This window comes from Pseudomonas sp. RA_5y_Pfl1_P24 (assembly GCF_963970945.1).
In the GTDB taxonomy this organism is placed as follows: Bacteria; Pseudomonadota; Gammaproteobacteria; order Pseudomonadales; family Pseudomonadaceae; genus Aquipseudomonas; species Aquipseudomonas tritici.
Map to the genome: position 1 here is coordinate 107819 of NZ_CAXAOJ010000008.1, position 22843 is coordinate 130661.

Below are 22843 nucleotides of genomic sequence, written 5' to 3' on the forward strand. Positions count from 1 at the left end.
CCTAAAACGAAAAACCCGCACAGGGCGGGTCAGATTCAGTGTTTGTGGTTCGGCGTATTGCCGCCGGCATCGATGACCTTGCCGGCACTATTGATGTCGCCAGTTGTGTTCAGCGTGCCGTTGATCTGGGTAGCGCCGTCGATGGTGACCGCGCCCACCAGGTTGATCTCGCCCGACACCAGTCGCGTGCTGTTCGGCGTCATCTCCAGTACAGACCCACCTACCTTGACGGTCACGGTCCCGGCCGGCAGGTCGATGGTGTAGCTGTTGGCTTCCCAGTCGTAGACCAGGGAGCCACCATCGTCGAAACGCCACACCTCAACGTGGTCGCGGTTGTCAGGCTGGGCGCCGGCATTGCCGTACAGGCCGGGGATGAAGGTGCCCATCGCAGGTTCGCCGCTGGGACTGATCAACGCACCCTGCTCCCCCATGCTCGGCACCCGCCAATGACGCGCCTTGCCTGCCGCCTGGCTGTGCCAGCGTACCCAGGCGCTGGTCCAGTCGCCGGACTTCACACGCACCATGGCGGTGGTCAGATCGACCGCCACCACGACACAGGGCATCACCGTTGAGGCGATCATCCGGTCATGCTGGGCGCTGGCATAACTCATTGCAGATCTCCCGGATTGATCTGCCCAACGCCAGGCCCCAAGTCGATGACCAGCGAACCCGGCGGCTCATCCGGCCACGGCCACTCCTCGGCGCCCAGGTAGACCGTCTGATCCCACTCCACCAGCCAGACGAAATAGCCGTCCAGTTCGGGTTTGGTCCAGTCCTGAGTTGATCGTACAAACTCGGCGCAATCGACCTCGAGGCCCCAGCTCTGCCCTCGCAGAAGCACCGCCATCTGGGAGGCCAACTGCACGGCCTGCCGTTGCGGATCTGCGCTGATCGAATCGACAACGATCCGCGCCTCAAACTTGCAGGTCAGCGCCGTTTCACCGGTACCGATATCCGGCGCCGGCTCCATCTCGGCCATCTCCAGCAGCACCACCGGCGTGGGGATGCTGGTGTCTGCCGATAGATCCGGCCAGAACGACGCTCCCTGAATCCCAGGCAACTTTTCCTGCAGGTGCTGCTCGATGGCCTCATAGAGGCTGTCGAGGCTGAAAGGCAGATCAGACACGGGCGGACCCCTTGAGGTATTTCTGCAGTTCAAAGTTGAGTTCTTGCTTGAGGATCTCCAGCAAGCGTTCGTCTGCGCGTTTCACCCAGCTGTCGAAGTGCGGTCGCACCTGATCCAGCGAGACCTTGGCTTTCGCCAGCGGGAACCGGTTGTCGCTCTCCGCGATAAACCCCGAACTGCGCCGACCCTGCGTGCTGCCGGGATAGTCCGTAGCGTTGAAGTGCTTGCTCGACGTGCGGATCCAGATGTCAGCGCTGCTGCCATACACCTGCTTGAAGAACGCGCCCTGGTACCGCCGTCCTGCCACCGAGACACCGTTGCGGGTTTGCCGAGCCTTACCGATCCGGCTGGCCTCGATGGCGTTGACCCCAAACCACAACTTGCCCCGCATCGCCCCGCCACTGACCGGGTACGCCCGCAGGCGTTGCCGGACGGCGCCGATGGTGATGCGTTCCTGCTTGCCCACGGCGCGGGCGATGTGGGTACGCAGCCAGCCCAACGTTTTGTTTATCGCTCGACGCTGAGCCGCTGCAGCAGCCTTGGGCACCAACTGGCCGAACTCACGCAAGGCCTGGGAATGCACCGCCGACGGCATGATGTTGATCATCCCGCTGTCGCGGTTCTGCTGAACATGGCTACCAACGCTCATGGACGCTTCCTCAAGATCAGGGCCACCAAGCCATCGCCACCGGGCTCCAGTTGCAGCAGGTCGTAGTCGCCACCGCCATCCAAGGCTGGCAGGTCGATGGTGACCCGCAAGCCCTTGCTGAGGCCGGCCGAATCCTTCACGCGGATCTCGAAGCGAGGCTCGCGTAACCCGGTGTGGACCTTGCCAAACTGCGGCGCTTTCCAGGGTGCCGCGAACATACCCAGCACCGGTTCGGCGCGGCCTTCGATCTGGGCACTGTCGCCCAGGGTTTCGAACAGCACGTCGTCGATGTCGTCGATCAGATCGCGGAAAGCCACGGTCAGAGTTCCAGCAGGATCTGCGCCAGGGGCCGCGTGCACAGGTGCAACGGATTAGACTGGGCTTCACCGGCCACTCCCTTGTTGAAGGGCAGCGGCTCGATCTTGCTGTAGTACGGGATGCCTTGGGTGTTGACCGTTTCCATATAATCGGCCGGGGCAAAGGACGAGATGTACAGATCGGGCACCCCTTCCGGGATCAACAGAGCCTTGTCGTCGTGGACGAACGACACACCGGCGACCTTGCCGCGATAGCGCTCCCAGACGATCCCTCCGAACTCGAAACTTTCACGGGCATCACCGCGCAGAGAGGCCGCCTGCATGGTGTTGAGGTAGGTCTCCTTGACCGACTTGTGGACGATCAGCTTGTTCCAGAAGTTCTTACCGCAGAAAGCGCGCGAGCCCGTGCTGGTGATACTGCCCAGGGCTTCCTCTTGCATGTCGAGGGCTTCACCGGCTCGGACTCGCAGTTCAGTGTCGGGGTTACCCAAGCCCATTGGCAGTTTCTTGCGGACCACGCCGAAGGTCTTATAGATATCCAGCAGCGAAGTCTTGCCGTCCGCATCCAGGATTTGCCCGTTCAGGGCGCCCATGCGTTGGAATTCGTGAGTGGCGTCCAACTGGCGGCGGGCCTTCGCCAGGCGCTTGTTGACCACATCCTGCACGGATTGCAGCTCGGTGCGCGAGCCAAAAGCTCGGATGCCCTGGATCTCATCGGCCTTGATGGTGAAGCGTTCAGGCAAGTGCACAGTGTTGAAGGGAATCATCTGACGCTTGGTCCCGCCCACCACCAGGCCCGAAGTACCGCGCTCACCCGCCGGCACCAGGGCCAGGGTGTCGCCGTCCTTCTCGATCTGCACGGTCAGGGTGCTGATGCCTTCTTCGCGGAACAGGCCGAGGCTGCTGATGCGGCCCGGCAGGTATTCCTGGTCATTGATTGCAGCGGTCAACGAGGAGACGCTAAATGCATCGTCTTCAAAAATGGCGATATCGGCCATGAGGTACTCTCCAGAAACGAAAAATCCCGCACTCGGCGGGATGAACAAACAGGTAGACCGTCTTAGCGGACGATCACGAAATGGGTAGCCAGGGCCTTTTCGGCGGCGGGATCGAGGCCGGTCAAATGCGCTTCACTGACCTCGGCCAACCGCACGATGGCGCGACCGCGACGCGGCACATCCGATTCCCCCAGCGGCCCGTAGAGGATCGCGATGGCGTTTTCGGTACCGTCTTCGGCGGTCGGCTTATAGGGGGCGAACTCGCTGGTCAGGGTGACCAGGCCAAGAATCTGACCAGGCTCCAAGGCGGCACCAGCGGCGACGTTGATCGCTTCGCGGGAAATGTTGCCAGCGCCCTCTGACAGCAGGAACTCGCCTGCGTGCATCGATTCAGTTTTCATGCTCTTACTCCTTTCGAGTTACCGTTTTGTGCCGCCTGACGGGTGGCCCAGATTGAGTGGGTGTCGACCTGTTTGGCCTTGACCGTGAGTGCGGGGTCATCGTCCAGCGGCAGGCTGTTGTTGATTTCAAAGGTGCCGCCGCTGCTCACCAGCTTGTCGAACAGCCGCGCACGGACTGAGGCTTCGTCCAAACCGGCCGTGATGAACTCGCCGGTCAGCTCTGGTAGGCGTGCCGCGACACAGAGGCCGTGCAATGCTTTGGCATTGGTCAGCGCGGCCTGGACCACGGCTTCGCTTTCCAGCTTGGTGGTGGCAAGCAATGGCTCCACCAAGTTGCTGATGCCCGCCGCTGCACATCCCTGCGTGACCATCAGCGCCAGCTTGGCCGCGTCCAACACGGGCGCTGGATCGGGTTCCGGCGGTTCGGCTTCGGGCTCTTCGTCCAACTGGGCGAGCAGTTCAGCCGGTGCGTGCTGGAAACGCTGCAGCACAGCGCCCTGGCCGAGACAGGCTTTGACCTTCAGCCCGTCGCCCACTTCATCGGCCAAGCCCAATGCCACCGCTTCGTTGGCCGTGAGCCAGGTTTCCGCGTTGACCATGCGCCGCAGCTCGACTTCGTCGATGTCCGGCGCCTTGGCTTTGTAGGCCGCGATGATCGCTTCCAAGGTCTGGTCGAGCGCGTCGGCGACCTTGCGCAAGTCCTCGGCATCGCCCGCCGCGTATGTCCAGGGGTTGTGGATCATCAACATGGCGTTGGCCGCGATCACCACCCGGTGAGCGCCGCACACCGCGACACTGGCCGCGCTCGCCGCCAAGGCGTCGATCCGTCCCGTACAGCGTTCGCCCAGCCGGGACAACGCGTTGTGAATCGCGAGGCCATCGAACAACTCGCCGCCGATGCTGTTGAACGCGGCAATCACCGGCGACACGCCGTCATCCATGGCGCGCAGATCCTGCACAAACTGATTGGCGGTGACGCCCCAGGCGCCGATCTCGCCGTACACAAAAATTTCGATGCTGCGCTGCTCGGCTTCGCCGCTGGCCTGAAAGGTGTACCAGCTCTTATCGGCGACCTTGACCTGCTTGCCCGCCTTGTCATAAACGCGGGGCTTGGATTTTTTGCTCATGGTTGTTCCTTTTCATCAAACGTCTCGATGGCATCAAGCGTCGTGTAGTTGAGGCCAAGGTCCGTGGACCTGGCGAGGTCGGCAGCGTTTTCCGCGTCGATGGTTTCCGCGTCGTAGCCGTTGCGCAGACACATTTCACTGCGCGAACCAAAGCCCGCCTGCACTTCCATCCTCCGCGCCTGTACGTCCTGCACCGGCTGGATGTAGGCCCAGCCTTGCGGTACCCAACGTGTGCGCAGGTATTCGCGGCGCCGTTGCGCGTAGTCCTCCAGCACCAGGGCGCCGGACAACACCGCCATGTCCATCCACGCAGCGCGCACCGGGCGACACAGCTGATGCACATACACGCCGAATTGCAGCTGCTCCAATCGGCGCCGGAACTCGTTGAGCACCACCCGCAGCGCCCGGTCGTTGACCTCGCGCATGTCGCCGGTGAGGATCTCGTATGGAGTGCCCGAACCCGCAGCCGCAGCCATCAGCTGCTGCCGCATAAAGTCCGGGTAGTTATTGCCGGCGTCCGGTGGTTTGGAGAACTCCACCTCTTCACCTGGCCCCAGCTCCTGCATAGTGCCGGGTTCCAAGGCGACCATTGGCGTGAAGCCGTCGCGGTCGGTGGTCAGCAACTGGCCCGTGACAGGGTCGCGGGGTTGCTGCCCGCTGTCCGGGGCCGGTCGCTTGATGAAGCCGGCGAACAGATTCGCTACTTCCTGCCTGAACAGCACCGCGTCATCGTAGTTGTCCAGGCTGCGCAAGCGCTTCAATACCGGCGCCAAGCGCGGCACTCCACGCAGTTGCCCAGGTTCCATTGGTTCGAAGATGTGTAGCACCTGAGTTGCCGGTACGCGCACCAACTGGTTGTAGCCAGCGTTCAACGACGACGAGTCGCGGGGATGCGACAGGTACATGTAATACGCCACACGCTTGCCCGCCGGGTTGAACTCTATCCCGGCGCGGATCACGTTGCCGTTTTTGGCCATCTCGAATTTATCGTGAGGGACAAATTCAGGGGCCAGCGCCTGCAGCTGCAGCGGCACTGCCAAACCTTCGCTCGGGCTGCGGGGTCGCAATCGCACAAAGCATTCACCGGCCGTTTCAACGGTGCGCGCCACCAGAGCCTGCATGCCGTAGAAGTCGGTCAGCTCATCGGCGTCCGCCTCATCCACCCAGTCATCCCATAGCTGCTGCTTGAGCTTGCGCAGCTCGGCGTCGTCCGTGGTCGGCCTGGGCGTGATGCCGGTGCCTATCAGGTTGCTGACGCGTTTGTCGATGACGTTGAACGCGTACGGGTCATTGCGCACCGCCGCCCGCGAACGCGCACGTAGGTTGCGCAGGGCCGGGGTGTTGATGCTGTTGATGCCGCTGTCGGAGGCTTCCCAACTGGCCGAACGGCGGCCCTCACCGGCGCCTTCGTAACTGGCCTTGATGTTCGACGGCAGCAAGAATCCGTTACGGGTCAGCGTCGGATAATGTCGGGCCATTAGATTCCCTTGCCTCCGTGGGTAAGCCGAATCACGCGAGAGCGCGGCCCAGCGGCTTGACTCAGCGACGTGCGGATCTCGTCACGAGCCTTGAGCAGTTCGTCGATGGAGCGGTACTCCACCGTGCGGTCGCTGTAGCGCACGGTCTTTTCACCGCGTGCAATGGCGCGCTCGATGGCTTCGAGGTGCTTCGGGGTAAACGACATATCAGCGTCTCTTCAGGTAACCGCTGGTGGAGCTGCGGCGTTGTGGGGGTGCAGCGGGTCGCGGTTGGGCGACAGGTGCAGCAGGTGGCGGTGCGGGTAGCGACTGACGCGCCGCAACTGGTGCCGGTGCCGGTGTTCCGTCAGCGTCGACGCGCTCGCCCTGCAGGGGCTTGACGCCCAACACATCGTCGAACAAACCGGACTGAGCCAGCGCTTGGTGTACCCGCTCCCAGTCGTGCTCCTGGTAGCGGTTGATGCCCAGGTAATGCGCCATCGCCAGGCAGTACACCATCAGGTCCAGCGCTTCGTTGCGCTCGGCCTTGCCCTTGACCCACTCGATACGCTTGTAGCCTTTGACGTACCGGGCGACCTTTCGCTCGGCCACGCACTGGGCGAAGAACTCGTCCGGCAGGTCGTTGGCGAAGTGCAGCGAACCGGGGCCGTCCTCGAAGGCGTAGCGGTTGTATATCCAGTCCTTCGCGGTGTCGGTACCGACAAACCACAGCTCGGCGCCGCCGCGCTCGGTCTGCCCCTTCCACGTCACGTCAACCATCGATGGCCGCTGAGCGATCACCGGCTTACCGGGCTTGCTCGCCCCCTTGAGCGCGAATACGTTGCGCCAGCGCCGCACGCGGCAGAACTGGTACACCTCATCGGTGTGGTGACCACCAGAGTCGACGCCCGTCGCCAGGATCGCCAAGGCAACACCGCAGGGATGCCGGTATCGGGCTTTGAGCTTTTCGTCCAACACCGCCCAGGTGCGCTCGTCGGCCGGGTCGCCCCAGATCACCTGGTGATCAACCACCCAGCGCTCCATACCGACACCGAAGCCCATCACCATCAGCTCCAGGCGGTTGGCCTGGACGTCTACTGCGCCGGTCAGCATCAGCACGCCCACCGGCATACTGCCAAGGGTGTAGGTCTCCAGTCGTGCCCGAGCAATCAGCACTTCAGCCTTGGTCTGCTCTTGCGCGCTGTCCCAGACCTTAGCGAGCCGGGTGTTGTAGAACACCTGCATCAGGCCCATGTCGCCCTTGGCCTGGGCCTTCTTGGCGTCTTCGAACTCCTCGGCGAGCGAGGCCCAGTCCTTCCAACCAATCGGCGAGTAGAGGGCATTAAGGTGGAAACCCACCGTCTTGCCATCGCCGCTGCCATGGGCACGCCACTCGCCACGGGCAAGCATATCGGTCTTGTAATGCTCCTCGATCAGCACGTCACATTCAGGCGCGGCGCACTCGTAGTGAACCGTCCTGTAGTCCTTGCTGTAGTGCAACCGCTCCCATTCCAGCACCTGCATATGCCCGCAGGTTGGGCATGGCACGTAGTAGTAACGCTGGTCGCTGGATTCGAATAGGTCCGCGATCCGCGAGGCGCCCTTGATCGTCGGCGAGCTGGAGAAGTAGATTTTGGCGTTGCGCCCGAAGTTGGTCGCCCGCGTTTCAGCGAGCACGATGGGGTCGCCTTCCTGGCCGACATCGTTCTCCCAGCGGTCAACCTCGTCGCCGTAGATGTAACGCGCCGACAGCTCCGACAGGTTGGCCGCAGAGCCCGCCGTGGTGACGTACAGAGCACCGCCCTCAAACTCCTTTGTGTCCATGGTGTTGCGGGCATCCCGTGAGCGACTGGCCGCTACACGTTTAGCCAGTTCCGGGGTGGCCTTGATCGTCTTACTGATCCGCCCGGAGACCCGCTTGGACAGGCTCAGACTGGGCAACAGCGCCAAGATGTTGGAAGGTGCCATGTGAATCAGGCCGCCCATCCAGTTCAAGGCGATCTGCGTTTTCATCAGCTGCGAGGCCACCATGGTGATGACACGCCGGCACGGGTGAGCCGGTGACAGGCAGCGCATGGGTTCGCGAGCGTACGGCGTCCGATCCGTGCGGTACTGGCCGGGCTCAGGGGCACCGGTATCGCGAGGAATGCGCATGTATTCGTCGGCCCACTCGTCGATCCAAAGGTCTGGGTCGGGTCGCAGTCCACGGAAATACGCCTCACGGTACGCACGGTCCCCGTCAGGAATTTCCGTGGTCATAGGTCAGCTCGTCGTCATTGCTCGTTCAAGATCGGACGAGGACATGCGCTCAGCCTCTTCCAGTGATTTACGAAGTGTCGCCGCCAGGTGTTTCTCGATGTCCCAGGGATCGGTCATGGCTGCAACCTTGTGGGACAGCTGGGGCAACAGGCCGAACAGCTGGTCGCGCAGATGGCGCCCCGCGTTGTACGCCCCCATCTCGACAGCATCCCTGGCTACCAGTGAACCCTGCGCCTTGTGCAGCTCGATCTCGGCCAGCTGCGCCAGGTTGTGTTCGCGCATGGCGCGAGCCTTCTGGAAGTCGTGGCCCTTGGCGCCGACAGCAATAGGCTGCTGCGGCGCAGCCGTGTTAGTCGGCTCGACCAGGGGGGACAGTTGGCTGTAAACATCACGCTGGATCCGGTCCTGCTGGTGTCGAGCAGCGACGGCGGCCTTGCTGGGGTCGGCGGTTTCGACGATCAGCGCTTCAGTTGCCAGCACGTCGACCATCTTGCCGTCCGGCGAAAGGACCAGGCGATTGTTGCCTTTGAGCCAGGTGATGTAACTCGGCGTCCTGCCGATGCGAGCCGCGAAAGCGCTTTTAGACAGAAACAGTGGATCCGTCATAAGCCCTCCTTTTCAACGGCTTTTCAATGGAAACCTTTCAATTTCAATGGATTGAATTTCAGTAAGCTGGCAGCCCACCCGCTAACGCTTTCCCGCGGGTTTCATGCCCCGTGCCCCTCAAATGCTGCCAGGGTCCCCGGCACTTTTCGGCGCACCATTTTGATGCACGGCCGAAGCGATCAGATTGGAGAACACCATTCTGGCCCCCGGCATCAACCCACTCTCCAGACCCGGGATAGATTGCCCGAACTCTGGCAAACCGACCCGACGAACACCGCAAGCAACACAACCAGCGGCCAGGAATTCCGAGGCATGATCAACTGACCCTTGCCGATGTAAACAACTACCGCGCCGGACGACACCATCACCAACCAAGCAAGACAACTCATGTCACGCCGGAAGCGAGCGCCATGGCGGCGGAAAGTAAACAGACGAACGAAGAGCGCCACGCACAACCAGAATGTGGCTTGAGTTAGCACTTCCTGCATTAGTTGATTATCCATCCTGCCTCCCCTGCTGTTCAGCATCGAGACCACGACGTTTGATAATGGCAAGCGCAACCGTCACAACTAGTACCGAGGCGCCAAATGCGGCCGGCCCGGAGTACTTGAACGGACGAGTGCCCCACAATTCCAACTCAGCCATACCCGGGGCAAACAGATAGCCCATCACGAACGAGACCAGGAGGAAGACGACGCGCTTCCATACTGGTAGCTCCTCGGTGGTAGTGAAGAAAACCAGCGCACCGGCAAGGGCGCCGATCACTGCTAATCCATCAATACCGGTGAGCAGCCCCGTTACAGCAGCACCGGCACCGCCGGCTACGACAACAGTTGCAGCCGTGCTTGCTGGCTCGCCCATGCTGATAACTCCATTGCAGAAACCCATCGGGCAGAAAAAGAAAACCCCGCCGAAGCGGGGTGAAGTGACCGGTTTAGAGAAACCGGATAAAGCGTGCACAGCACGTGCGAGGTCAGCGCCAAGGCGCAAATTCCATATCGTGGGGGCTTTTTACCCTGCTCCGGAAAAACCGAAAAGGGGTGTTTTTCGGTTGATACGCTCGACGCACCTTTGACGCACGTTGACGCAGCTTTGAGGCAATCCCTCCAGACGAACGGCAGTTAGCAAGACCTCATGCGGGCCACTGTTGATGCTCGCGTCAAATCAGTTGCCGGCGATTTCACGCGCATATTCCGTGCACGACCTGGCGCACTACGCACGGTCAAGATCACCTGTACCTGCTGGTGCAAAGCGTGCACCCAGTTCCTATACGTCCGATCCGCATCATCACCCAAGCCCAACAATGGCAACTGAGAGCGTACCGACCAGGCAGGCCGAGGCAGATAGCGATTACGCGCCAGTTTTGCGAGCAACGCCCCTTTTTCGGACTGCCGCTCCAGCTCCGCGAGGGCCGCCGCAACCTCCATTGCAGCGTGGTCCATCCCACCACCGGAGGCCATCATAAGATCGCGGGATCCTGGAGTTCCGCGAGGGGCAGAACCGCCCCACTCCATGATCGTCGCCATAGGGCTGCCCAATCCGCCGCCATCACCAACCTGGTTGAACTGGTTACCCCAATGCTGCATGAGTTCTTCAATTTCTTCGACCATCACACCGCTCCCCCACCCAAAACCGAACCCAACACAAAAAACGCCATACCCAACACAAACCCAACACAACTAAAACCCTTTAAAATCAATAGCTTTAAATCAAATGTGTTGAGTGTGTTGGGTGTGTTGGGTTTAACGGTTCTCGCATAAGAAAAAAATCTTGCTGTCGTGGGTTCAAATAACGTCGCCCATGCGCGTGCGCGACGCCAAACCCAACACACCCAACACACAAGGCGGAAAGCCGCGAAATAGAAGGCCTGAAATTGTGTGAGGTATCGAAAACCAACCCAACACACACCCGACACACCCAACACACTTTTTCCCGGACTCATGCTGCAGCCGCCTTGATGTGGTCCCAGTTGTCGACGTTCCACCCTGCCAGGCGCGCCGCAGCCCGCCAAGCAACTACCGCTTTGCCCAGGTCGGCCGAGCTGAGTGATGGGGGCTGGGAAGCCTGCTCATCTCGGGGAAAGAAGAACGCTCCAAACTTGCGGTTGCTGCCGTCGGTCCAGGGGATAGCGCGGGTCTTGTCTACCTCCGAGCCAATGAACAGCGAGAACTTCGTCTGGCTCATCACGTGCTCTTTGTTGCGGTGGCACCATTCCAGGAACATCGCGTAGAGGTCGGTGGACAAACAGGCGCCCCACATATCACGCCCAAGCTCGCCGTACTGCCAGAGGAACAGGAAAGTTTGCCAGCTGGCCCGGCTCAATGCCACCAACCGCTCACGCGCATCAGTGCTTGGCGGTCTGGTGCGCTGGTCGAAGTCGCCCAGGTCAACGGCCAACAACCACGCGTACAACGCTGCAACACCACCATTCTCCAGCTCTCGGCCCACCGCTTTCTGGCGCTCCACCGGTAGCGTCTCCATCGGCCACAGGACCAACATTCGCCGATCACTGGGTGCGATCGGCCAGGGCATGATCTCGTTGCTGAGGAACGCGGCATTCATGTGGTTGGCCTCCTCCCAACCGTTGATAAACTTCGATTCCATGCGCACCGTCTTGCCGGTCACCAAGTGCTTGATCTTGCCCACCTGGTTGTAACGCTGATCACGGCTCACGACCTCTTCGAACACCGCCCACAACTTGCGGCTTTGCCAGGCGTTAAAGTTGCTTTCGAGCTGAGTCTGCCCGACCGTGGCCGCGTATTGCCCATAGAGCAAACCGAACGCATCGGCGAACAAAAGGCTTTTGCCCGAGCCCTCCATGGTCGAGTGGGCCAGCACCGCCGTATCCATCTTCGCGCCCAGGTGCTGCAACGGGTAAGCCAACCACTTCACCAGCCAATCGCGTGACGACCGGTCGTGGTTGCACAGGAATGAAATCAACCACCGCAGGTTCTCGCATGCGGCATCATCGCGCGCCGGCTCCATCGGCAGCCCGTCGAACGTGTTGATGTAAATGTTGGGATCCTTGGTCATCGTCGGGTCGAACACGATGTTCTCCACGTCGACCACGCGCCGCTCCGGGCTGTTCAACCACATACCGTACATATCACCGAGGGCCATCTTGACCGCGCCTTCGGCAACCCGCCGTTTCTTTTCCCTGTCCCAAACGTCCTTGGTACCGTCGATGTACACGTACCGTTCAATCGGCTCCAGGTTCAGAGCCCCACCCTTCTTGCCAGCCATCTTGCGGGCTTGCTCGATCTCTTTGACCTTGTCATCCGAGATCAGCTTTTTGGTGGTGTCGTCTACCCACTGTTTCGCCAATGGCTTACCGACGCGAGCCTCAAACGCAGTTTTCTTCATCACCCGCGCTTTGTCGAGATCCCACACATGCGTGGTGCCTTCGACCAGCACGTAACGCCGCAGTACTTGTTCATAGGTCAGCGCCTCCCCCGCCCCCCCGTCAGCAGCTGGAGCGGCCTCACTTGGCGGCACGCGGGAGTCCTGCTCGCTGGCATCCCCCGATGGGGCTGGGGGAAGATCCTGTGAGGCTGGGCGCGACGCGTGCTGCATACCCAACATACGAGCGGCATCCTTCACTGCCTTCGACTGGTCGCCATCGTGGTCAAGCAGGCAAAACACTTCAAACGCGTCATTCTGGTGACCATTGGCCAGAGGATCCGCGCCGTGGTGCGAATAGACCTTGCGGTCGGTGACAGTTACACCAGGTAACCCCGTGCTGCTGTGTGGGTATAGCCATTTGTTACCCCGCTTGATGTAGTCGTGGGCACGCAACAGCTCTTCCACATCGTGGCACCGGTTGAACTCATCGATCACCGAGGGTTTGCCGTCAGCAGTTGGAACACGCTTGATAGGTTTCGCGACGGGCTTCTTCGGTTTCGGCGCCCAAGGGCACGCGGCCTCGGCGTTGCGCTTGAATACGTCCCAATTCTGCCAAATGTTCAACAGCTCGTGGGTGAGTACCGGCATACCATCAGCTGCATTCGGCGGTGTGCGCCAGGTGTAAGGCTTCCCAGTGCCTGGGTGAATAGATGGCGGGAATACGTCCTGCACCAGGCCCGCCCGTAGTTCAAACACCGTGAAGCGCTTGTAATCCTCGGCTTCGGCTTTCGCGGCTGCCTCATCAGCAGCATTCCCACGCTCTTTCGCAACCTTCGCCCGGGCCAGCAGCCCCTTGTGAATCGCCCCATCGGGGTCTTTCTCATTGGGCCAGGAAAGCGAGTGGCGTGTCAGCTCGACGTCATCCGGCATTTTGAATAGCACGCGAAACCGCAGCGGGTTGCCCACGATGGTTGGATAAACCACCGCCATGGCATCCAGATCGAGACCCATCTGGTCGAACAACACAAACCGGGTCCACTGCACATCGTCCACATCCAACGAGCAGACACGACTCGGCCCGAGCACTACGCCCAGGTTGTGGTTGGGGTTGCGTTCCCAGAATGCCTCGGCAACGTCGGGGTCGGTAATGTATCCGCCTGGCTTGTTCCAACCCAAGCCCTTGGGTGCTTTCTCACCCGGTTCGATAGCGACAAGAGCTAAACCTAACCGTTCAGAGTAACGCCGGGCCCATTCAGCCATCGGTGCTTTTGATAAGTCAGACATTTGGCCCCCCTTTTCCGGAAACCAAGGCGTAATCTTTAACAACTAAACCATGCGCCGAGCCGACGACACATGACTGCACCCATACCTGTCTTTGTCGGGACAACTGTCGGATATGGCCGCGACGAAGATGCAGCCTCGGAGAGGAATGAGAGCCGCCAAGATCCGGTCCACCTACAGAACGATTTGGAACTTTGATACGCAATGTCTTGAACGACAACAAAGGCTGCCGCCCTCCAGCCCTGCGCTTCTTGTTGAGCCTCTCAGGCGCAGGGTGATCAACAGCGACTACGTTCACGCAGCGCATGACGTTGAATGTATGGGCTGCGAAATACCAAGCCGCTTGCAAGTCTTCAACCCCTCGATCGGACACATCCGCATCGCACTGGAACTCCACAGTTCCATCTTGGGCGCGCCTGCCTAATATCGGATGCCCTGTGACCCATCCACCAGAGCGCTTTTTTTGAGCCGGCTGACATAGATAGCCTTCCTCGCCCTGAAGCTCTTCGCAATAGAGCAGAACCCTGCTGCACGGATCACTATCCAAGGTTCCGTATTCCACGACGCACCGCTGAAAAGGCGGGCGTAATATGCCAAGCGCCTGAGCGCTTAGAGGTGGCAGCTCATGAAATTTACCGACATAAAAGATCGGTGCATCTAAGAGATTTACTTGAGCCCACGCCGCCCAAATAGGGGGGCTATTGCCCTTTAACCATTCAATCCAATCATGTACTTGACTGATCTCGCTCATCGCCGAGCCTCCCGCAACCCCTGACAACTGACGCAGGTAGCACAACCCTGAATCGTCTGCTGACGAAGTAACGGGATAGGCTCGTCGCAATCCTCACAAAATTGCGCACTGACGGAGCATGTCGGCCGAGGACGGCGTGCCAAAGCGAGCTGTCGAAAGTGTTCGGCCGCATCGTTGGCGATATCGATATCATCAGACATCTTGGCGGGCCTCCATCGCTTCTCTGGCCCCAGCCATAATGCCAAGAACCGCGCGGATCACATCGGCGCCATGCTTCTCCAAGCATTCAACTTCGTGCAGCTCCCAGAGGTTGTCGGCCGCACCTTCGTGCATGCTGGAAACAAACAGCCCCGTCTGGTGCAGCACCTTGCTGACAGCAAGCAAGGCTTCCTTTGTCGGTGCTGCCGCTTCCGGCTTGTACCAGACCATCCCAGCTGGACGCATCAGGGCGTCCAGCAACAAGGGGTTGGCTGTCAGGCGTATTACTTCTTCCAGCTCATCAGGATCAAGCCAGCGAGGCTCAAAGTCGTGCTTGACCTTTTTTTGCAGACTGTCGTAATCCATCACCATATCAAGCGCCAAAGCGGTGACACCGCCATGATAATCGTGCGCCGCGCGATAGATTGCTTTGCGAAGTGGAAGAACCGGCGCGTTGGCCGGTGACTGTTCTGTTCGACTCATAACCGTAAATACCTCTTTTACGGTCTAGCCATAGAAACGGGCACGCCCTATCCTACGACCACGACCGATGTGCATGTGCTGTGTGTCGTCGTAGCCGGGCTGGGGGATCTTTGGTGAGAGGCCCCAGTCCGGCACCCTTTCAAGCTGCCGATTTCAAGCCAGCTGCTTCTTTTTCTTGGGAATAAAGGCTCTCGATGGCTTTTCCCGTTACATACCGAACATCCGCACCCTTGGCTGCCCGATTAATCGTTGGCTGTGTCGTACCCACACGCTCTGCAATGACGCGCTGGGATAAACCAGTGCTCAGTAATTCCGCGAGCATTTGCTGAATAGTCATATCAATCACCGATGCGCTTTCGCATTGATCGCCACAATACACAAACGTATTGATTGATTCAATACACTTGATGATACGTTTCTGAATCAAGGCAGAAAAAAAGTGATTGGCGATCGCATTGCTCAGCGTATGCATGATATGAATTTGTCCGAAGGCGAACTTGGCCGGCGCTCAGGCGTTCCCCAACCGACGATACATAGGATTGTGACCAACGCCGTTGCCAGTCCACGCCACCAAAACGTCGAAAAGATTGCAAAGGCTCTCAAGGTCAGCAGCAACTGGCTGTGGAAGGGGGGCGATCAATCAGACCAGGGGGCCAAACAAATTAATGGCGCCGCAGCCGCGGAGCATAATGTTGAGCCGGGCCCAACCATCAAAGGATATGTCCCGTTGATATCGTGGGTTCAAGCTGGGGCATGGTGCGAAATTACGGACGTTAAAACGCTGGATGATGCTGAGCTTTGGCTTCCCTGTGCCGCCTCTCACAGTAACCAAAGCTACGCTTTGCGTGTGAGGGGGCTATCGATGTTCAACCAACACGAGCGCCGCTCTTTCCGCGACGGCGATATAATTTTCGTTGACCCGGCGAAAGAGGCTGAAAATGGATCGCTTGTTATCGCAAAACTAGTCGACAGCCAGGAAGCGACCTTCAAGCAGCTGGTGATGGAGGGAAGCAGACGCTTTTTAAAACCATTGAATCCTGCGTGGCCGGAGCCAATTATTGAGCTGGGCCAAGACGCCACGATCTGCGGCGTTGTGTTCTCCAAGCTCGAAATTTTTTAAGTAGCTATCAGCACGAAGGTACGCTTGATGCGTGCCTTTTTTATGCCCAGACCAAAAATCAATTCAAATACGTATTGACTGAACCAATACGTATTTGTATCGTTTGCTTCGTTACCTCTCACCAAAGAGTACGAACCATGCGAACAACACAGCACAGCAACACCCGCTGCCCGGTCTACCTTCACCCGGCGGCGGCAACCAGCCCCGCCGCCGTAGAACGCATCCAGCGCAGCACCGGCCTTCTGTTCATCGTCAACCTGGGTCGCGCCACGATTGCTCCGGCCGCCACCGCCAGCGATGACCTGGGCCCATGGGGAGGCGACGCAGCATGAGGCCTATTTTGATTGGCCTCACTGGCCGTGCCCGCTCCGGCAAGTCGACAGCCGCCGAACACCTGGTTGGCACTTACCTTCTGGAGCACTACGCATTCGCTGATCCGCTCCGCGATGGCTTGATGGCGATCTTCAACCTCGACCCTACCGACTTCGAAGGCGATCGCAAGGAGCAGCCACTGGCTTGGCTCGACCGCTCGCCACGTCAGCTGATGCAGTCGATGGGCACTGAGTGGGCACGCAACACCGTGCACCCAGATGTATGGGTAAAGCTCGCTGAACAAAACCTCGATTACATGACGAAGGCGCTGGGCGCGGTGCTGGGCTTCGTCATCAGCGACGTGCGCTTTGAAAACGAAGCGGACCTCATTCGTCGCCGCGGCGGCACGGTCATTCATATTTTTCGGGCCGATGCACCAGCCGTGAACCCTCACGTCAGCGAGGCCGGGGTGGCTGCTCATAAGGATGATCTGACGCTGACTAACTACGGCACGGTCGAGGAGTTCCTGCGCTCGCTGGATGAGGTGTTCCTGATGGTTCGCCGCACCCAGCAACACTCCGAACATCTCACTGCCTGAGGCCGCAGCCATGAACCGTACCCTGGATCAAACCGCAGCTTTGCTCGGGCTCAAGCCCCGCGCCTTCCGCACCAGGTTGCGGGAACTCGGCGTGCTGAATTCGTCAGGCGATCTAGCCATCGCACACCGCGAGCGCGGCTACCTGTTCTCCGACCCACGCAGCCGCTGGAATCCAACACTCCGCAACTACACCCACTACTCCGTGGTGCTGGTCAAGGAAGCGGGTGTTGAGTGGATCGCCAAGAAACTGGATATCACCATCACCAAGAAGGACGCAGCAGCATGAAGACGCCGAACGCTATCAACTCCGCTGTAGGCGCCCTGAAACTGGTGCCGATGTACCTCAACCATCCAACGGTGATCAGCCGCGCCACGCTTATTGGCGCCTCAGCCGAAGCTGTCGCGCTGCTGGAGTCATTGCCCTGCGTGTCGGTTGAGCTGGCCGAAGTGTTTCGCTGCGTGGACGCTGTGATCTCGGATGGCCAGGTCGCGTATGTGACGCCGGTCAAGTGCCCGGAATACCCATACGGCGCCGTCGTCGCAGACGCCGAGGGCAACGTCCTGGCAGCGGCCAAGGGCAAGAGCAAAGAAGGTCTTGCCGAACTGATCCGCCTCAAGCTGGTGCCCCGAAAGGAGGGGTATGGGGAGAAATCCGCGTGACCACCACCCTGGAACAACTCCGGCGCCAGTTCGCCACGCCGTGCCCAACCTTGACCGCAGTGCGTGAACAGTACTTCACGCACATTCGCACCGACCGCTACCTGCTGAGCGAAATCAAGGCAGGTCGTATCGCGTTGGTGGTCAAGCGGCTGCACTGCTCGGCCCGTGCCAAGCCCGTCGTTTACCTCCACGACCTGGCCGACTACCTCGACGCCCAAGCGACGAAGCAAGCGGCCTGATTCACACGGTAGCCCCTGCCGACCAGGGGCAAACAGCAACTCATCAATGAGACACAGCACATGAAAGCTACCAACACCGCCGAGTTTATCGCCGAACTCAACGCCGGCGTCTTCGCCAGCCAAATCGGGCACGCCCTCTCTGAAGTCGCCGCCGGCGTCGTCGACAACAAGAAGGTCGGCACCGTCACGCTCACCTTCACCATGAAGCAGATCGCCGACAGCCACCAGGTGACCGTCAACCACAAGCTCGCGCCGCCATTCAGACGGTAGAGGCACGATGATGGAATTCCAAAGCGAAACCCTGGCCGACGAAGAACTGGCCACCATCACCGGCTATCAGATCCCGTCCAAGCAGATCCAGTGGTTGATCGATAACCACTGGGAGCATGTTCTGACCGGCGCACGTCGCCCGATCGTGGGACGGGTGTATGCCCGAATGAAACTGGCTGGCGTCACGCCTTCTGCTGTGAACCCAACGGCCGAAACCTGGACGCTCGACCTGGCGAATGTGAGCTGACCAATGCGCAGGAAGAATGCAGCCAACCTGGACCTGCCACCTCGCATGATCCGCCGCAATGCCACACTCAAGAGCGGCAAGATCTGGACGGGGTATTACTACAATGGCAGGGACGCCAACGGCAAACGTAAAGAGATTCCCCTGGGAGGCGACCTCGACCAGGCTAAAGTGGAATGGGCCAGGCTGGAGCGACGAGCACCACCGAAGCCCAACCACTTGCTGGGCTCTCTTTTTGACAGGTACGTGAAAGAGATCATCCCAACTAAAGGCTTGCGTACCCAGTCCGACAACATGAAGGAACTCAAACAGCTCAGGAAAGCGTTTGAAAAAGCGCCCATTGACTCGATCACACCCCAGGTAGTGGCGCAGTACCGGGACGCACGGACTGCAAAAGTCAGGGCCAACCGTGAAATCGCGCTGCTATCGCACATGTTCACGATCGCCCGTGAGTGGGGCCTGACCAGCAATGCCAACCCTTGCTTCGGGGTTCGGCGCAACAAAGAAAAGCCTCGGGACTATTACGCCGGCGAAATCGTTTGGAATGCGGTTTACACCGAAGCGGTGCAGGAACTCAAGGATGCCATGGACCTGGCCTATCTGACGGGGCAGCGTCCGGCCGACGTGCTCAAGGTAGCCACTACCGACCTCAACGCCGACTTCTTGATGGTTAAACAAGGGAAAACAGAAAAGAAATTACGCCTTCGACTTGAAGATGCTGGAGTGCAATCGGCGCTCAGTGCCTTTATCAATGACCTGCAGGAACGCCGCTCCTTGGCCGGCATCAAGACATCAACGCTCATCACAAACACCTCCGGCCTTCGCATGAGTCAGCAGATGTTGCGCAACCGGTGGGACGAAGCCCGCGAGAAAGCCGCCATTAAGGCCGGCGCCGATGGCGATTCATCGCTGGCAGTGCTGATCCGTGAGTTCCAATTCAAGGATATCCGCCCGAAAGCAGCCAGCGAGATCGAACTCTCGCACGCCAGCCGCTTGCTTGGACACTCAACCGAGGAGATGACCAAGAAGGTATATCGGCGCGTCGGAGAGATCGTCAAGCCAACGAAGTAATCTGTTTCAAGGGAGTTGAAATAACCCATGCACGTGCCGAGCCCGCGCGGTATTTGTGCTAAGAATGGTTACTTCAAAAAAAGGAGCTGCAAAAATGATCCATAGAAGACCGATTAAGTTGCGCGGGCAGTTCGGCCTCAACTCCTCAGAGGCTCAGTGGGTCCACACGATGCGGGACTCCGGCAGTACCAGGGATGAAATGGTCACTGCCTGGCAAAACCATATGAGATCAACTCCAGAAGCTGCGGCAATCCAAGTTGATTACTATCTCGGAAACGTAAGCGCCGAAGAGATATTGAAACACCTCACACCCAAACAGCCACAATCAATTGAGTTCAAAGGAAAGGTGGCCGACGGTTACTGGCTAAAGGCGCATGGTGAAGATGCTGAGTTCGACATCCTGCTAAAAACCCCGTCGATCCCTGAGTCAATTGTCCAGAATTTGGTAGCCGGTCACCAGGAAGACCTTTGCTGGATTGCCTACCGAAATTCGTATGAAGATCCCTACAATCCGCATCAGTTGGAATCCGGCGACATAGCCACACCAATACTGCTGGATGACGTCAAAACCCTGCTCTCCTAATACGCTCGCTACCCGGGACCACCCTCCTCTAAAGCCACTAAATCAGGCATGGGTTGCGGAAACGATCTAGAAAGTTGCGGAAACGATCACAAATCGAATGCAATAAAAAACCCCGTAGACCATTGATCTACGGGGCTTTAAGAGTGGAGGCCGAGGTCGGAATCGAACCGGCGTAGGCGGATTTGCAATCCGCTGCATAACCATTTTGCTACTCGGCCTCAAACGATCAGTGTCTCAACGACTAACACTCACCGCATAAAAAATTGAGCGGGCTGAAAAACCCTGCCTCTACTCTAACTCATTGAATACATTGAGGTTTTTAATGCCTCATTGCGTTCGATGGGCGCCATTATGTACGTATTTGCCAGTGCGTGCAACCCCTTGATTTCAAAAATATTTCGTATTGCCATCAAGGAGTTGCGTGCCTGCCCTGCTCCTTGATGTGCAGCTGTTGGTACTGCGGGTCGGCCTTGATTTGGGCTTCGGTGAAGGGCAGCGGGCTGAGTTTTTTCTGGGAGAACGCTAGGGTCTGGTCCTTGCTGTATTTGGAGGCTGGGTTGCTGGACTCGGAGAACGCAAGTACGCCCCTGGCATGCGGCCCCTGATCGTCAAAGGTGACGATTTGCAGGTAGCTGGTGCCGCTGACGACTTCGCGTTTGCCATCGGCGCGGGGTACGGTTTGCATGGCATTGTAGACCCCCAATTCTTGCGGGCCGCCATGGACCGGGGTTTGGCCGGAGACTTGGATGTCGCCCCATGTGCTGTTGGTGCTCAGGCCGAGTTTGGCGACATCGGCGGTGGACGTCAGCATCGCTTCTCGCAGGGCTTTGGCGACGGGTGCGCGGTCGATGGCCAGACCACGTGGGGTGATGAGAGGCTGGGCCGGGTCGAAGGCGACGCGCCAGGCGTCGGGGATTTGCTGCAGCTGTTGCACCAGGTTGATGAAGTGCACAAGGCCCACGCCGCTGTCGAGGTTGGCGCGCTGGTTCCAGTTTTTCAGGCTGGTGCACAGCGGTTGCAGCGCGGTGGTGTCGGCGCCGAGGTGTTTGGCGCAGAACGCGAGCAGGTCGGGCATGACTTGGCCCGCCAGGTACACCTCGTTGTCCATCACCATGTTTTGCAGATCGGTGACGCTGATCGGTTTATTCAGGGACTGCAGGCGTTGTAGCGCGAAGCGCGCGCGGGGGCCGAGGCCGATGTGGTCCTGGCTGATCACCGGGGAGAACCCGGTGAGTGGCGCCTTGGGGTTGACCAGCCACGCCGAGTCGTTGGAATGCTGCACGTAGTCGCTGCGTTCCAGTTGCGGCAGCTGGTCGGCCGGGAAGATGCCGGCCTGGGCCGCGCGTGGGTCGATGTCCCAGTCGCAGGCGCTGCGGGCGCCGTCGAGCATGATCAGTTGCAGGCCGGCGCGAGGGTCGCTGCATTGCGACAGTTTGGCCGCGCTGACGTTGGGCACCACTGACTGGTTCATGTACAGGCTCTGGCCCTGGTCATCGGCCGCCACCGTGTTGACCCACGGGATGCCTTGCAGGGTGCGCACTGAGGTTTTCAGTTCATTGAGGCTGCTGGCGCGGTTCATCGCATACCACTGTTGCAGCACGCGGTCGTTGCCCAGGTTGGCATCGCGTAGGCTGAAGGCGTGCTGCCTATCCCAATCGAGCTTGCCCGGCCACTGCACTACCGGGCCGAACTGCGAGCTATAGACCGTGTGCGACTGGTTCTTGAGGCTGCCATCGGCTTGTTTGACCCGCACCTTCACCGTGGTTTTATCCAGGGCAACAGATTTGCCATCGAGCATGTAGCGCGTGGAATCCTTGGGGTCCAGGGTCAGGCGGTACAGGGTGAAGTGCTTGGACGTATCCACCGTATGGGTCCACGCCACATGCTGATTGAAGCCGATATTGATCACCGGTAAGCCCGGCAGCGCGGCCCCCATCACATCCAACTGGCCGGGGATGGTCAGGTGCATCTCATAAAACCGCATGCCACCCACCCACGGGAAGTGCGGATTGGCCAGCAGCATACCGCGCCCATTGAATGACAGATCCCGCCCCACCGCCACCGCGTTACTGCCGCGATCGAAGGCGAAGCGCTGTTGGTTGGCGGCGGCCAGTTCAAACGCCTTGGCGCTGGTAGGCGCACTGGCCGTCGCTTGTGGAGGTGTCGCGCCGACCAGCGCTTCGGCGAATTGGCCTACACCACCTTCCACCAGCAGCCTACGAGTCAGTTTGACCAGGTCTTCAGCCACCAGTGGCCGTACCCACGCCGCCTGGCACTGTGCCGGCGCGCCCTGCTCTTTCAGGTAGCGGTTGTAGCCGGCCACATAACCTTCAATACGCTGCTGGATCTGTGGGCTCTGCGCTTTCCAGAACGCGGCGACGGCGTCAGGCGTATTCAGCCAGGTAAAGAACACATCGCTGGCCAGGTTGGTGCGCTCTCCCAGGGTCGTCTGCTCCGGGCCAAAGAAGCTGGCGCGCTGGCCATTCACCGTGACCACTTCATTTGCCAGCAAGCACAGGTTGTCCTGGGCGTAGGCGTAGCCAATGCCGAAGCCCAGGCCACGCTCGTCATTGGCGCGGATGTGCGGCACGCCGTAGCTGGTACGCCGGATATCCGCCGACGCTTGCGTCACCTGCTCCCGCGCCAAAGCAGCCAGGCTCAATCCCAGCAACACCCCGGCCACACATACCCTGGACAACCCATTGGAAATAATCACGCAGACTCCACAGTCAGATTTAACCGCCTCACACG

The 22843-nt window shown here is 59.6% G+C and carries 29 protein-coding genes, 1 tRNA gene and 1 pseudogene; 10 read left to right on the plus strand and 21 right to left on the minus strand.

Annotated elements, in window-relative coordinates; translation table 11 throughout:
* Nucleotides 1-35: 35 nt before the first annotated feature.
* From AACY30_RS15225 to AACY30_RS15315, 19 genes are all read right to left on the minus strand, one after another.
* Nucleotides 36-611, minus strand: a complete 576-nt coding sequence (locus AACY30_RS15225; RefSeq protein ID WP_339540599.1) for a phage baseplate assembly protein V — start codon at nucleotides 609-611, stop codon at nucleotides 36-38.
* On the minus strand, nucleotides 608-1126 hold the full coding sequence (locus tag AACY30_RS15230) for a hypothetical protein (protein WP_339540600.1): 519 nt from the start codon (nucleotides 1124-1126) through the stop codon (nucleotides 608-610). Before AACY30_RS15230 ends, AACY30_RS15225 begins: the two co-directional genes overlap by 4 nt.
* Nucleotides 1119-1775: a hypothetical protein gene (locus AACY30_RS15235; RefSeq protein ID WP_339540601.1), complete on the minus strand. Its 657-nt coding sequence runs from the start codon at nucleotides 1773-1775 to the stop codon at nucleotides 1119-1121. Before AACY30_RS15235 ends, AACY30_RS15230 begins: the two co-directional genes overlap by 8 nt.
* Complete coding sequence (locus tag AACY30_RS15240; RefSeq protein ID WP_339540602.1) at nucleotides 1772-2092, minus strand: head-tail joining protein; 321 nt, start codon at nucleotides 2090-2092, stop codon at nucleotides 1772-1774. The genes AACY30_RS15235 and AACY30_RS15240 overlap by 4 nt, the downstream gene beginning before the upstream one ends.
* 2 nt (nucleotides 2093-2094) lie before the next feature.
* Nucleotides 2095-3090: a major capsid protein gene (locus AACY30_RS15245; protein WP_054917692.1), complete on the minus strand. Its 996-nt coding sequence runs from the start codon at nucleotides 3088-3090 to the stop codon at nucleotides 2095-2097.
* A gap of 62 nt (nucleotides 3091-3152) precedes the next feature.
* Nucleotides 3153-3491, minus strand: a complete 339-nt coding sequence (locus tag AACY30_RS15250; protein ID WP_330213583.1) for a head decoration protein — start codon at nucleotides 3489-3491, stop codon at nucleotides 3153-3155.
* Nucleotides 3488-4618: a head maturation protease, ClpP-related gene (locus AACY30_RS15255; RefSeq protein WP_339540603.1), complete on the minus strand. Its 1131-nt coding sequence runs from the start codon at nucleotides 4616-4618 to the stop codon at nucleotides 3488-3490. The genes AACY30_RS15250 and AACY30_RS15255 overlap by 4 nt, the downstream gene beginning before the upstream one ends.
* Complete coding sequence (locus AACY30_RS15260; RefSeq protein ID WP_339540604.1) at nucleotides 4615-6096, minus strand: phage portal protein; 1482 nt, start codon at nucleotides 6094-6096, stop codon at nucleotides 4615-4617. Before AACY30_RS15260 ends, AACY30_RS15255 begins: the two co-directional genes overlap by 4 nt.
* Complete coding sequence (locus AACY30_RS15265; RefSeq protein WP_032889620.1) at nucleotides 6096-6302, minus strand: phage head-tail joining protein; 207 nt, start codon at nucleotides 6300-6302, stop codon at nucleotides 6096-6098. Before AACY30_RS15265 ends, AACY30_RS15260 begins: the two co-directional genes overlap by 1 nt.
* A gap of 1 nt (nucleotide 6303) precedes the next feature.
* Entirely contained in the window at nucleotides 6304-8334 is a 2031-nt protein-coding gene (locus tag AACY30_RS15270; protein ID WP_339540605.1) for a phage terminase large subunit family protein, read from the minus strand.
* 3 nt (nucleotides 8335-8337) lie between these two features.
* Nucleotides 8338-8940 carry a hypothetical protein gene (locus tag AACY30_RS15275; RefSeq protein ID WP_034106739.1) on the minus strand — a complete coding sequence of 201 codons (603 nt, stop codon included), beginning with the start codon at nucleotides 8938-8940 and terminating at the stop codon, nucleotides 8338-8340.
* Between the two features lie 212 nt (nucleotides 8941-9152).
* The gene (locus tag AACY30_RS15280) at nucleotides 9153-9443 is read right to left on the minus strand and encodes a phage holin family protein (RefSeq protein WP_339540606.1); all 291 of its coding nucleotides are present in this window, start codon (nucleotides 9441-9443) and stop codon (nucleotides 9153-9155) included.
* Nucleotides 9436-9801: a putative holin gene (locus AACY30_RS15285; RefSeq protein ID WP_056783444.1), complete on the minus strand. Its 366-nt coding sequence runs from the start codon at nucleotides 9799-9801 to the stop codon at nucleotides 9436-9438. The genes AACY30_RS15280 and AACY30_RS15285 overlap by 8 nt, the downstream gene beginning before the upstream one ends.
* Before the next feature lie 260 nt (nucleotides 9802-10061).
* Nucleotides 10062-10550 carry a hypothetical protein gene (locus tag AACY30_RS15290; RefSeq protein WP_339540607.1) on the minus strand — a complete coding sequence of 163 codons (489 nt, stop codon included), beginning with the start codon at nucleotides 10548-10550 and terminating at the stop codon, nucleotides 10062-10064.
* A gap of 328 nt (nucleotides 10551-10878) precedes the next feature.
* Nucleotides 10879-13566 (minus strand): bifunctional DNA primase/polymerase, encoded by a 2688-nt coding sequence (locus tag AACY30_RS15295; protein ID WP_339540608.1) that lies wholly within the window; start codon nucleotides 13564-13566, stop codon nucleotides 10879-10881.
* Nucleotides 13559-14314, minus strand: a complete 756-nt coding sequence (locus tag AACY30_RS15300) for a hypothetical protein (protein WP_339540609.1) — start codon at nucleotides 14312-14314, stop codon at nucleotides 13559-13561. Before AACY30_RS15300 ends, AACY30_RS15295 begins: the two co-directional genes overlap by 8 nt.
* Nucleotides 14311-14514, minus strand: coding sequence for a TraR/DksA C4-type zinc finger protein (locus tag AACY30_RS15305; RefSeq protein ID WP_267864171.1), 204 nt, complete (start codon nucleotides 14512-14514; stop codon nucleotides 14311-14313). The genes AACY30_RS15300 and AACY30_RS15305 overlap by 4 nt, the downstream gene beginning before the upstream one ends.
* Nucleotides 14507-14995, minus strand: coding sequence for a phage regulatory CII family protein (locus tag AACY30_RS15310; RefSeq protein ID WP_339540610.1), 489 nt, complete (start codon nucleotides 14993-14995; stop codon nucleotides 14507-14509). The genes AACY30_RS15305 and AACY30_RS15310 overlap by 8 nt, the downstream gene beginning before the upstream one ends.
* A 139-nt stretch (nucleotides 14996-15134) precedes the next feature.
* Nucleotides 15135-15467 (minus strand): hypothetical protein, encoded by a 333-nt coding sequence (locus AACY30_RS15315; RefSeq protein ID WP_339540611.1) that lies wholly within the window; start codon nucleotides 15465-15467, stop codon nucleotides 15135-15137.
* A gap of 3 nt (nucleotides 15468-15470) precedes the next feature.
* Here AACY30_RS15315 and AACY30_RS15320 point away from each other — a divergent pair, with 3 nt between their 5' ends.
* The 10 genes and pseudogenes from AACY30_RS15320 (at nucleotide 15471) to AACY30_RS15365 (ending at nucleotide 20092) form a co-directional block, all read left to right on the plus strand.
* Nucleotides 15471-16115 carry a helix-turn-helix domain-containing protein gene (locus AACY30_RS15320; RefSeq protein WP_339540612.1) on the plus strand — a complete coding sequence of 215 codons (645 nt, stop codon included), beginning with the start codon at nucleotides 15471-15473 and terminating at the stop codon, nucleotides 16113-16115.
* A 137-nt stretch (nucleotides 16116-16252) separates the two neighbouring features.
* Nucleotides 16253-16447 (plus strand): hypothetical protein, encoded by a 195-nt coding sequence (locus tag AACY30_RS15325; RefSeq protein WP_339540613.1) that lies wholly within the window; start codon nucleotides 16253-16255, stop codon nucleotides 16445-16447.
* A complete protein-coding gene (locus tag AACY30_RS15330; RefSeq protein ID WP_339540614.1) occupies nucleotides 16444-17025 on the plus strand; it encodes a deoxynucleotide monophosphate kinase family protein in 582 nt (193 codons plus the stop codon). Before AACY30_RS15325 ends, AACY30_RS15330 begins: the two co-directional genes overlap by 4 nt.
* 10 nt (nucleotides 17026-17035) lie before the next feature.
* Nucleotides 17036-17311: a hypothetical protein gene (locus AACY30_RS15335; protein WP_339540615.1), complete on the plus strand. Its 276-nt coding sequence runs from the start codon at nucleotides 17036-17038 to the stop codon at nucleotides 17309-17311.
* Nucleotides 17308-17685 carry a hypothetical protein gene (locus tag AACY30_RS15340; RefSeq protein WP_339540616.1) on the plus strand — a complete coding sequence of 126 codons (378 nt, stop codon included), beginning with the start codon at nucleotides 17308-17310 and terminating at the stop codon, nucleotides 17683-17685. The genes AACY30_RS15335 and AACY30_RS15340 overlap by 4 nt, the downstream gene beginning before the upstream one ends.
* Nucleotides 17682-17924, plus strand: coding sequence for a pyocin activator PrtN family protein (locus AACY30_RS15345; protein WP_032888577.1), 243 nt, complete (start codon nucleotides 17682-17684; stop codon nucleotides 17922-17924). The genes AACY30_RS15340 and AACY30_RS15345 overlap by 4 nt, the downstream gene beginning before the upstream one ends.
* A gap of 60 nt (nucleotides 17925-17984) precedes the next feature.
* A pseudogene (locus AACY30_RS15350) lies at nucleotides 17985-18176 on the plus strand (hypothetical protein); the annotation flags it as partial.
* 28 nt (nucleotides 18177-18204) lie between these two features.
* Nucleotides 18205-18441, plus strand: a complete 237-nt coding sequence (locus tag AACY30_RS15355) for a DUF4224 domain-containing protein (protein ID WP_339540716.1) — start codon at nucleotides 18205-18207, stop codon at nucleotides 18439-18441.
* 3 nt (nucleotides 18442-18444) lie between these two features.
* Complete coding sequence (locus AACY30_RS15360; protein ID WP_339540617.1) at nucleotides 18445-19509, plus strand: tyrosine-type recombinase/integrase; 1065 nt, start codon at nucleotides 18445-18447, stop codon at nucleotides 19507-19509.
* A 94-nt stretch (nucleotides 19510-19603) separates the two neighbouring features.
* Complete coding sequence (locus AACY30_RS15365) at nucleotides 19604-20092, plus strand: hypothetical protein (protein ID WP_339540618.1); 489 nt, start codon at nucleotides 19604-19606, stop codon at nucleotides 20090-20092.
* Nucleotides 20093-20236: 144 nt separating this feature from the next.
* Here AACY30_RS15365 and AACY30_RS15370 read toward each other — a convergent pair.
* Both AACY30_RS15370 and pvdQ read right to left on the minus strand, forming a co-directional pair.
* A tRNA-Cys gene (locus AACY30_RS15370) sits at nucleotides 20237-20310 on the minus strand.
* Nucleotides 20311-20501: 191 nt separating this feature from the next.
* Nucleotides 20502-22808: a bifunctional acylase PvdQ gene (gene pvdQ / locus AACY30_RS15375; protein ID WP_339540619.1), complete on the minus strand. Its 2307-nt coding sequence runs from the start codon at nucleotides 22806-22808 to the stop codon at nucleotides 20502-20504.
* Between the last annotated feature and the right edge of the window lie 35 nt (nucleotides 22809-22843).

Excerpts from the sequence above, each read along its gene's own strand:
- AACY30_RS15225 (WP_339540599.1), bottom strand. The coding sequence starts at position 611 with ATGAGTTATGCCAGCGCCCAGCATGACCGGATGATCGCCTCAACGGTG.
- AACY30_RS15235 (WP_339540601.1), bottom strand. The coding sequence starts at position 1,775 with ATGAGCGTTGGTAGCCATGTTCAGCAGAACCGCGACAGCGGGATGATC.
- AACY30_RS15245 (WP_054917692.1), bottom strand. The coding sequence starts at position 3,090 with ATGGCCGATATCGCCATTTTTGAAGACGATGCATTTAGCGTCTCCTCG.
- AACY30_RS15250 (WP_330213583.1), bottom strand. The coding sequence starts at position 3,491 with ATGAAAACTGAATCGATGCACGCAGGCGAGTTCCTGCTGTCAGAGGGC.
- AACY30_RS15255 (WP_339540603.1), bottom strand. The coding sequence starts at position 4,618 with ATGAGCAAAAAATCCAAGCCCCGCGTTTATGACAAGGCGGGCAAGCAG.
- AACY30_RS15260 (WP_339540604.1), bottom strand. The coding sequence starts at position 6,096 with ATGGCCCGACATTATCCGACGCTGACCCGTAACGGATTCTTGCTGCCG.
- AACY30_RS15265 (WP_032889620.1), bottom strand. The coding sequence starts at position 6,302 with ATGTCGTTTACCCCGAAGCACCTCGAAGCCATCGAGCGCGCCATTGCA.
- AACY30_RS15270 (WP_339540605.1), bottom strand. The coding sequence starts at position 8,334 with ATGACCACGGAAATTCCTGACGGGGACCGTGCGTACCGTGAGGCGTAT.
- AACY30_RS15275 (WP_034106739.1), bottom strand. The coding sequence starts at position 8,940 with ATGACGGATCCACTGTTTCTGTCTAAAAGCGCTTTCGCGGCTCGCATC.
- AACY30_RS15280 (WP_339540606.1), bottom strand. The coding sequence starts at position 9,443 with ATGGATAATCAACTAATGCAGGAAGTGCTAACTCAAGCCACATTCTGG.
- AACY30_RS15285 (WP_056783444.1), bottom strand. The coding sequence starts at position 9,801 with ATGGGCGAGCCAGCAAGCACGGCTGCAACTGTTGTCGTAGCCGGCGGT.
- AACY30_RS15290 (WP_339540607.1), bottom strand. The coding sequence starts at position 10,550 with ATGGTCGAAGAAATTGAAGAACTCATGCAGCATTGGGGTAACCAGTTC.
- AACY30_RS15295 (WP_339540608.1), bottom strand. The coding sequence starts at position 13,566 with ATGTCTGACTTATCAAAAGCACCGATGGCTGAATGGGCCCGGCGTTAC.
- AACY30_RS15300 (WP_339540609.1), bottom strand. The coding sequence starts at position 14,314 with ATGAGCGAGATCAGTCAAGTACATGATTGGATTGAATGGTTAAAGGGC.
- AACY30_RS15305 (WP_267864171.1), bottom strand. The coding sequence starts at position 14,514 with ATGTCTGATGATATCGATATCGCCAACGATGCGGCCGAACACTTTCGA.
- AACY30_RS15310 (WP_339540610.1), bottom strand. The coding sequence starts at position 14,995 with ATGAGTCGAACAGAACAGTCACCGGCCAACGCGCCGGTTCTTCCACTT.
- AACY30_RS15315 (WP_339540611.1), bottom strand. The coding sequence starts at position 15,467 with ATGCATACGCTGAGCAATGCGATCGCCAATCACTTTTTTTCTGCCTTG.
- AACY30_RS15320 (WP_339540612.1), top strand. The coding sequence starts at position 15,471 with ATGAATTTGTCCGAAGGCGAACTTGGCCGGCGCTCAGGCGTTCCCCAA.
- AACY30_RS15325 (WP_339540613.1), top strand. The coding sequence starts at position 16,253 with ATGCGAACAACACAGCACAGCAACACCCGCTGCCCGGTCTACCTTCAC.
- AACY30_RS15330 (WP_339540614.1), top strand. The coding sequence starts at position 16,444 with ATGAGGCCTATTTTGATTGGCCTCACTGGCCGTGCCCGCTCCGGCAAG.
- AACY30_RS15335 (WP_339540615.1), top strand. The coding sequence starts at position 17,036 with ATGAACCGTACCCTGGATCAAACCGCAGCTTTGCTCGGGCTCAAGCCC.
- AACY30_RS15340 (WP_339540616.1), top strand. The coding sequence starts at position 17,308 with ATGAAGACGCCGAACGCTATCAACTCCGCTGTAGGCGCCCTGAAACTG.
- AACY30_RS15355 (WP_339540716.1), top strand. The coding sequence starts at position 18,205 with ATGGAATTCCAAAGCGAAACCCTGGCCGACGAAGAACTGGCCACCATC.
- AACY30_RS15360 (WP_339540617.1), top strand. The coding sequence starts at position 18,445 with ATGCGCAGGAAGAATGCAGCCAACCTGGACCTGCCACCTCGCATGATC.
- AACY30_RS15365 (WP_339540618.1), top strand. The coding sequence starts at position 19,604 with ATGATCCATAGAAGACCGATTAAGTTGCGCGGGCAGTTCGGCCTCAAC.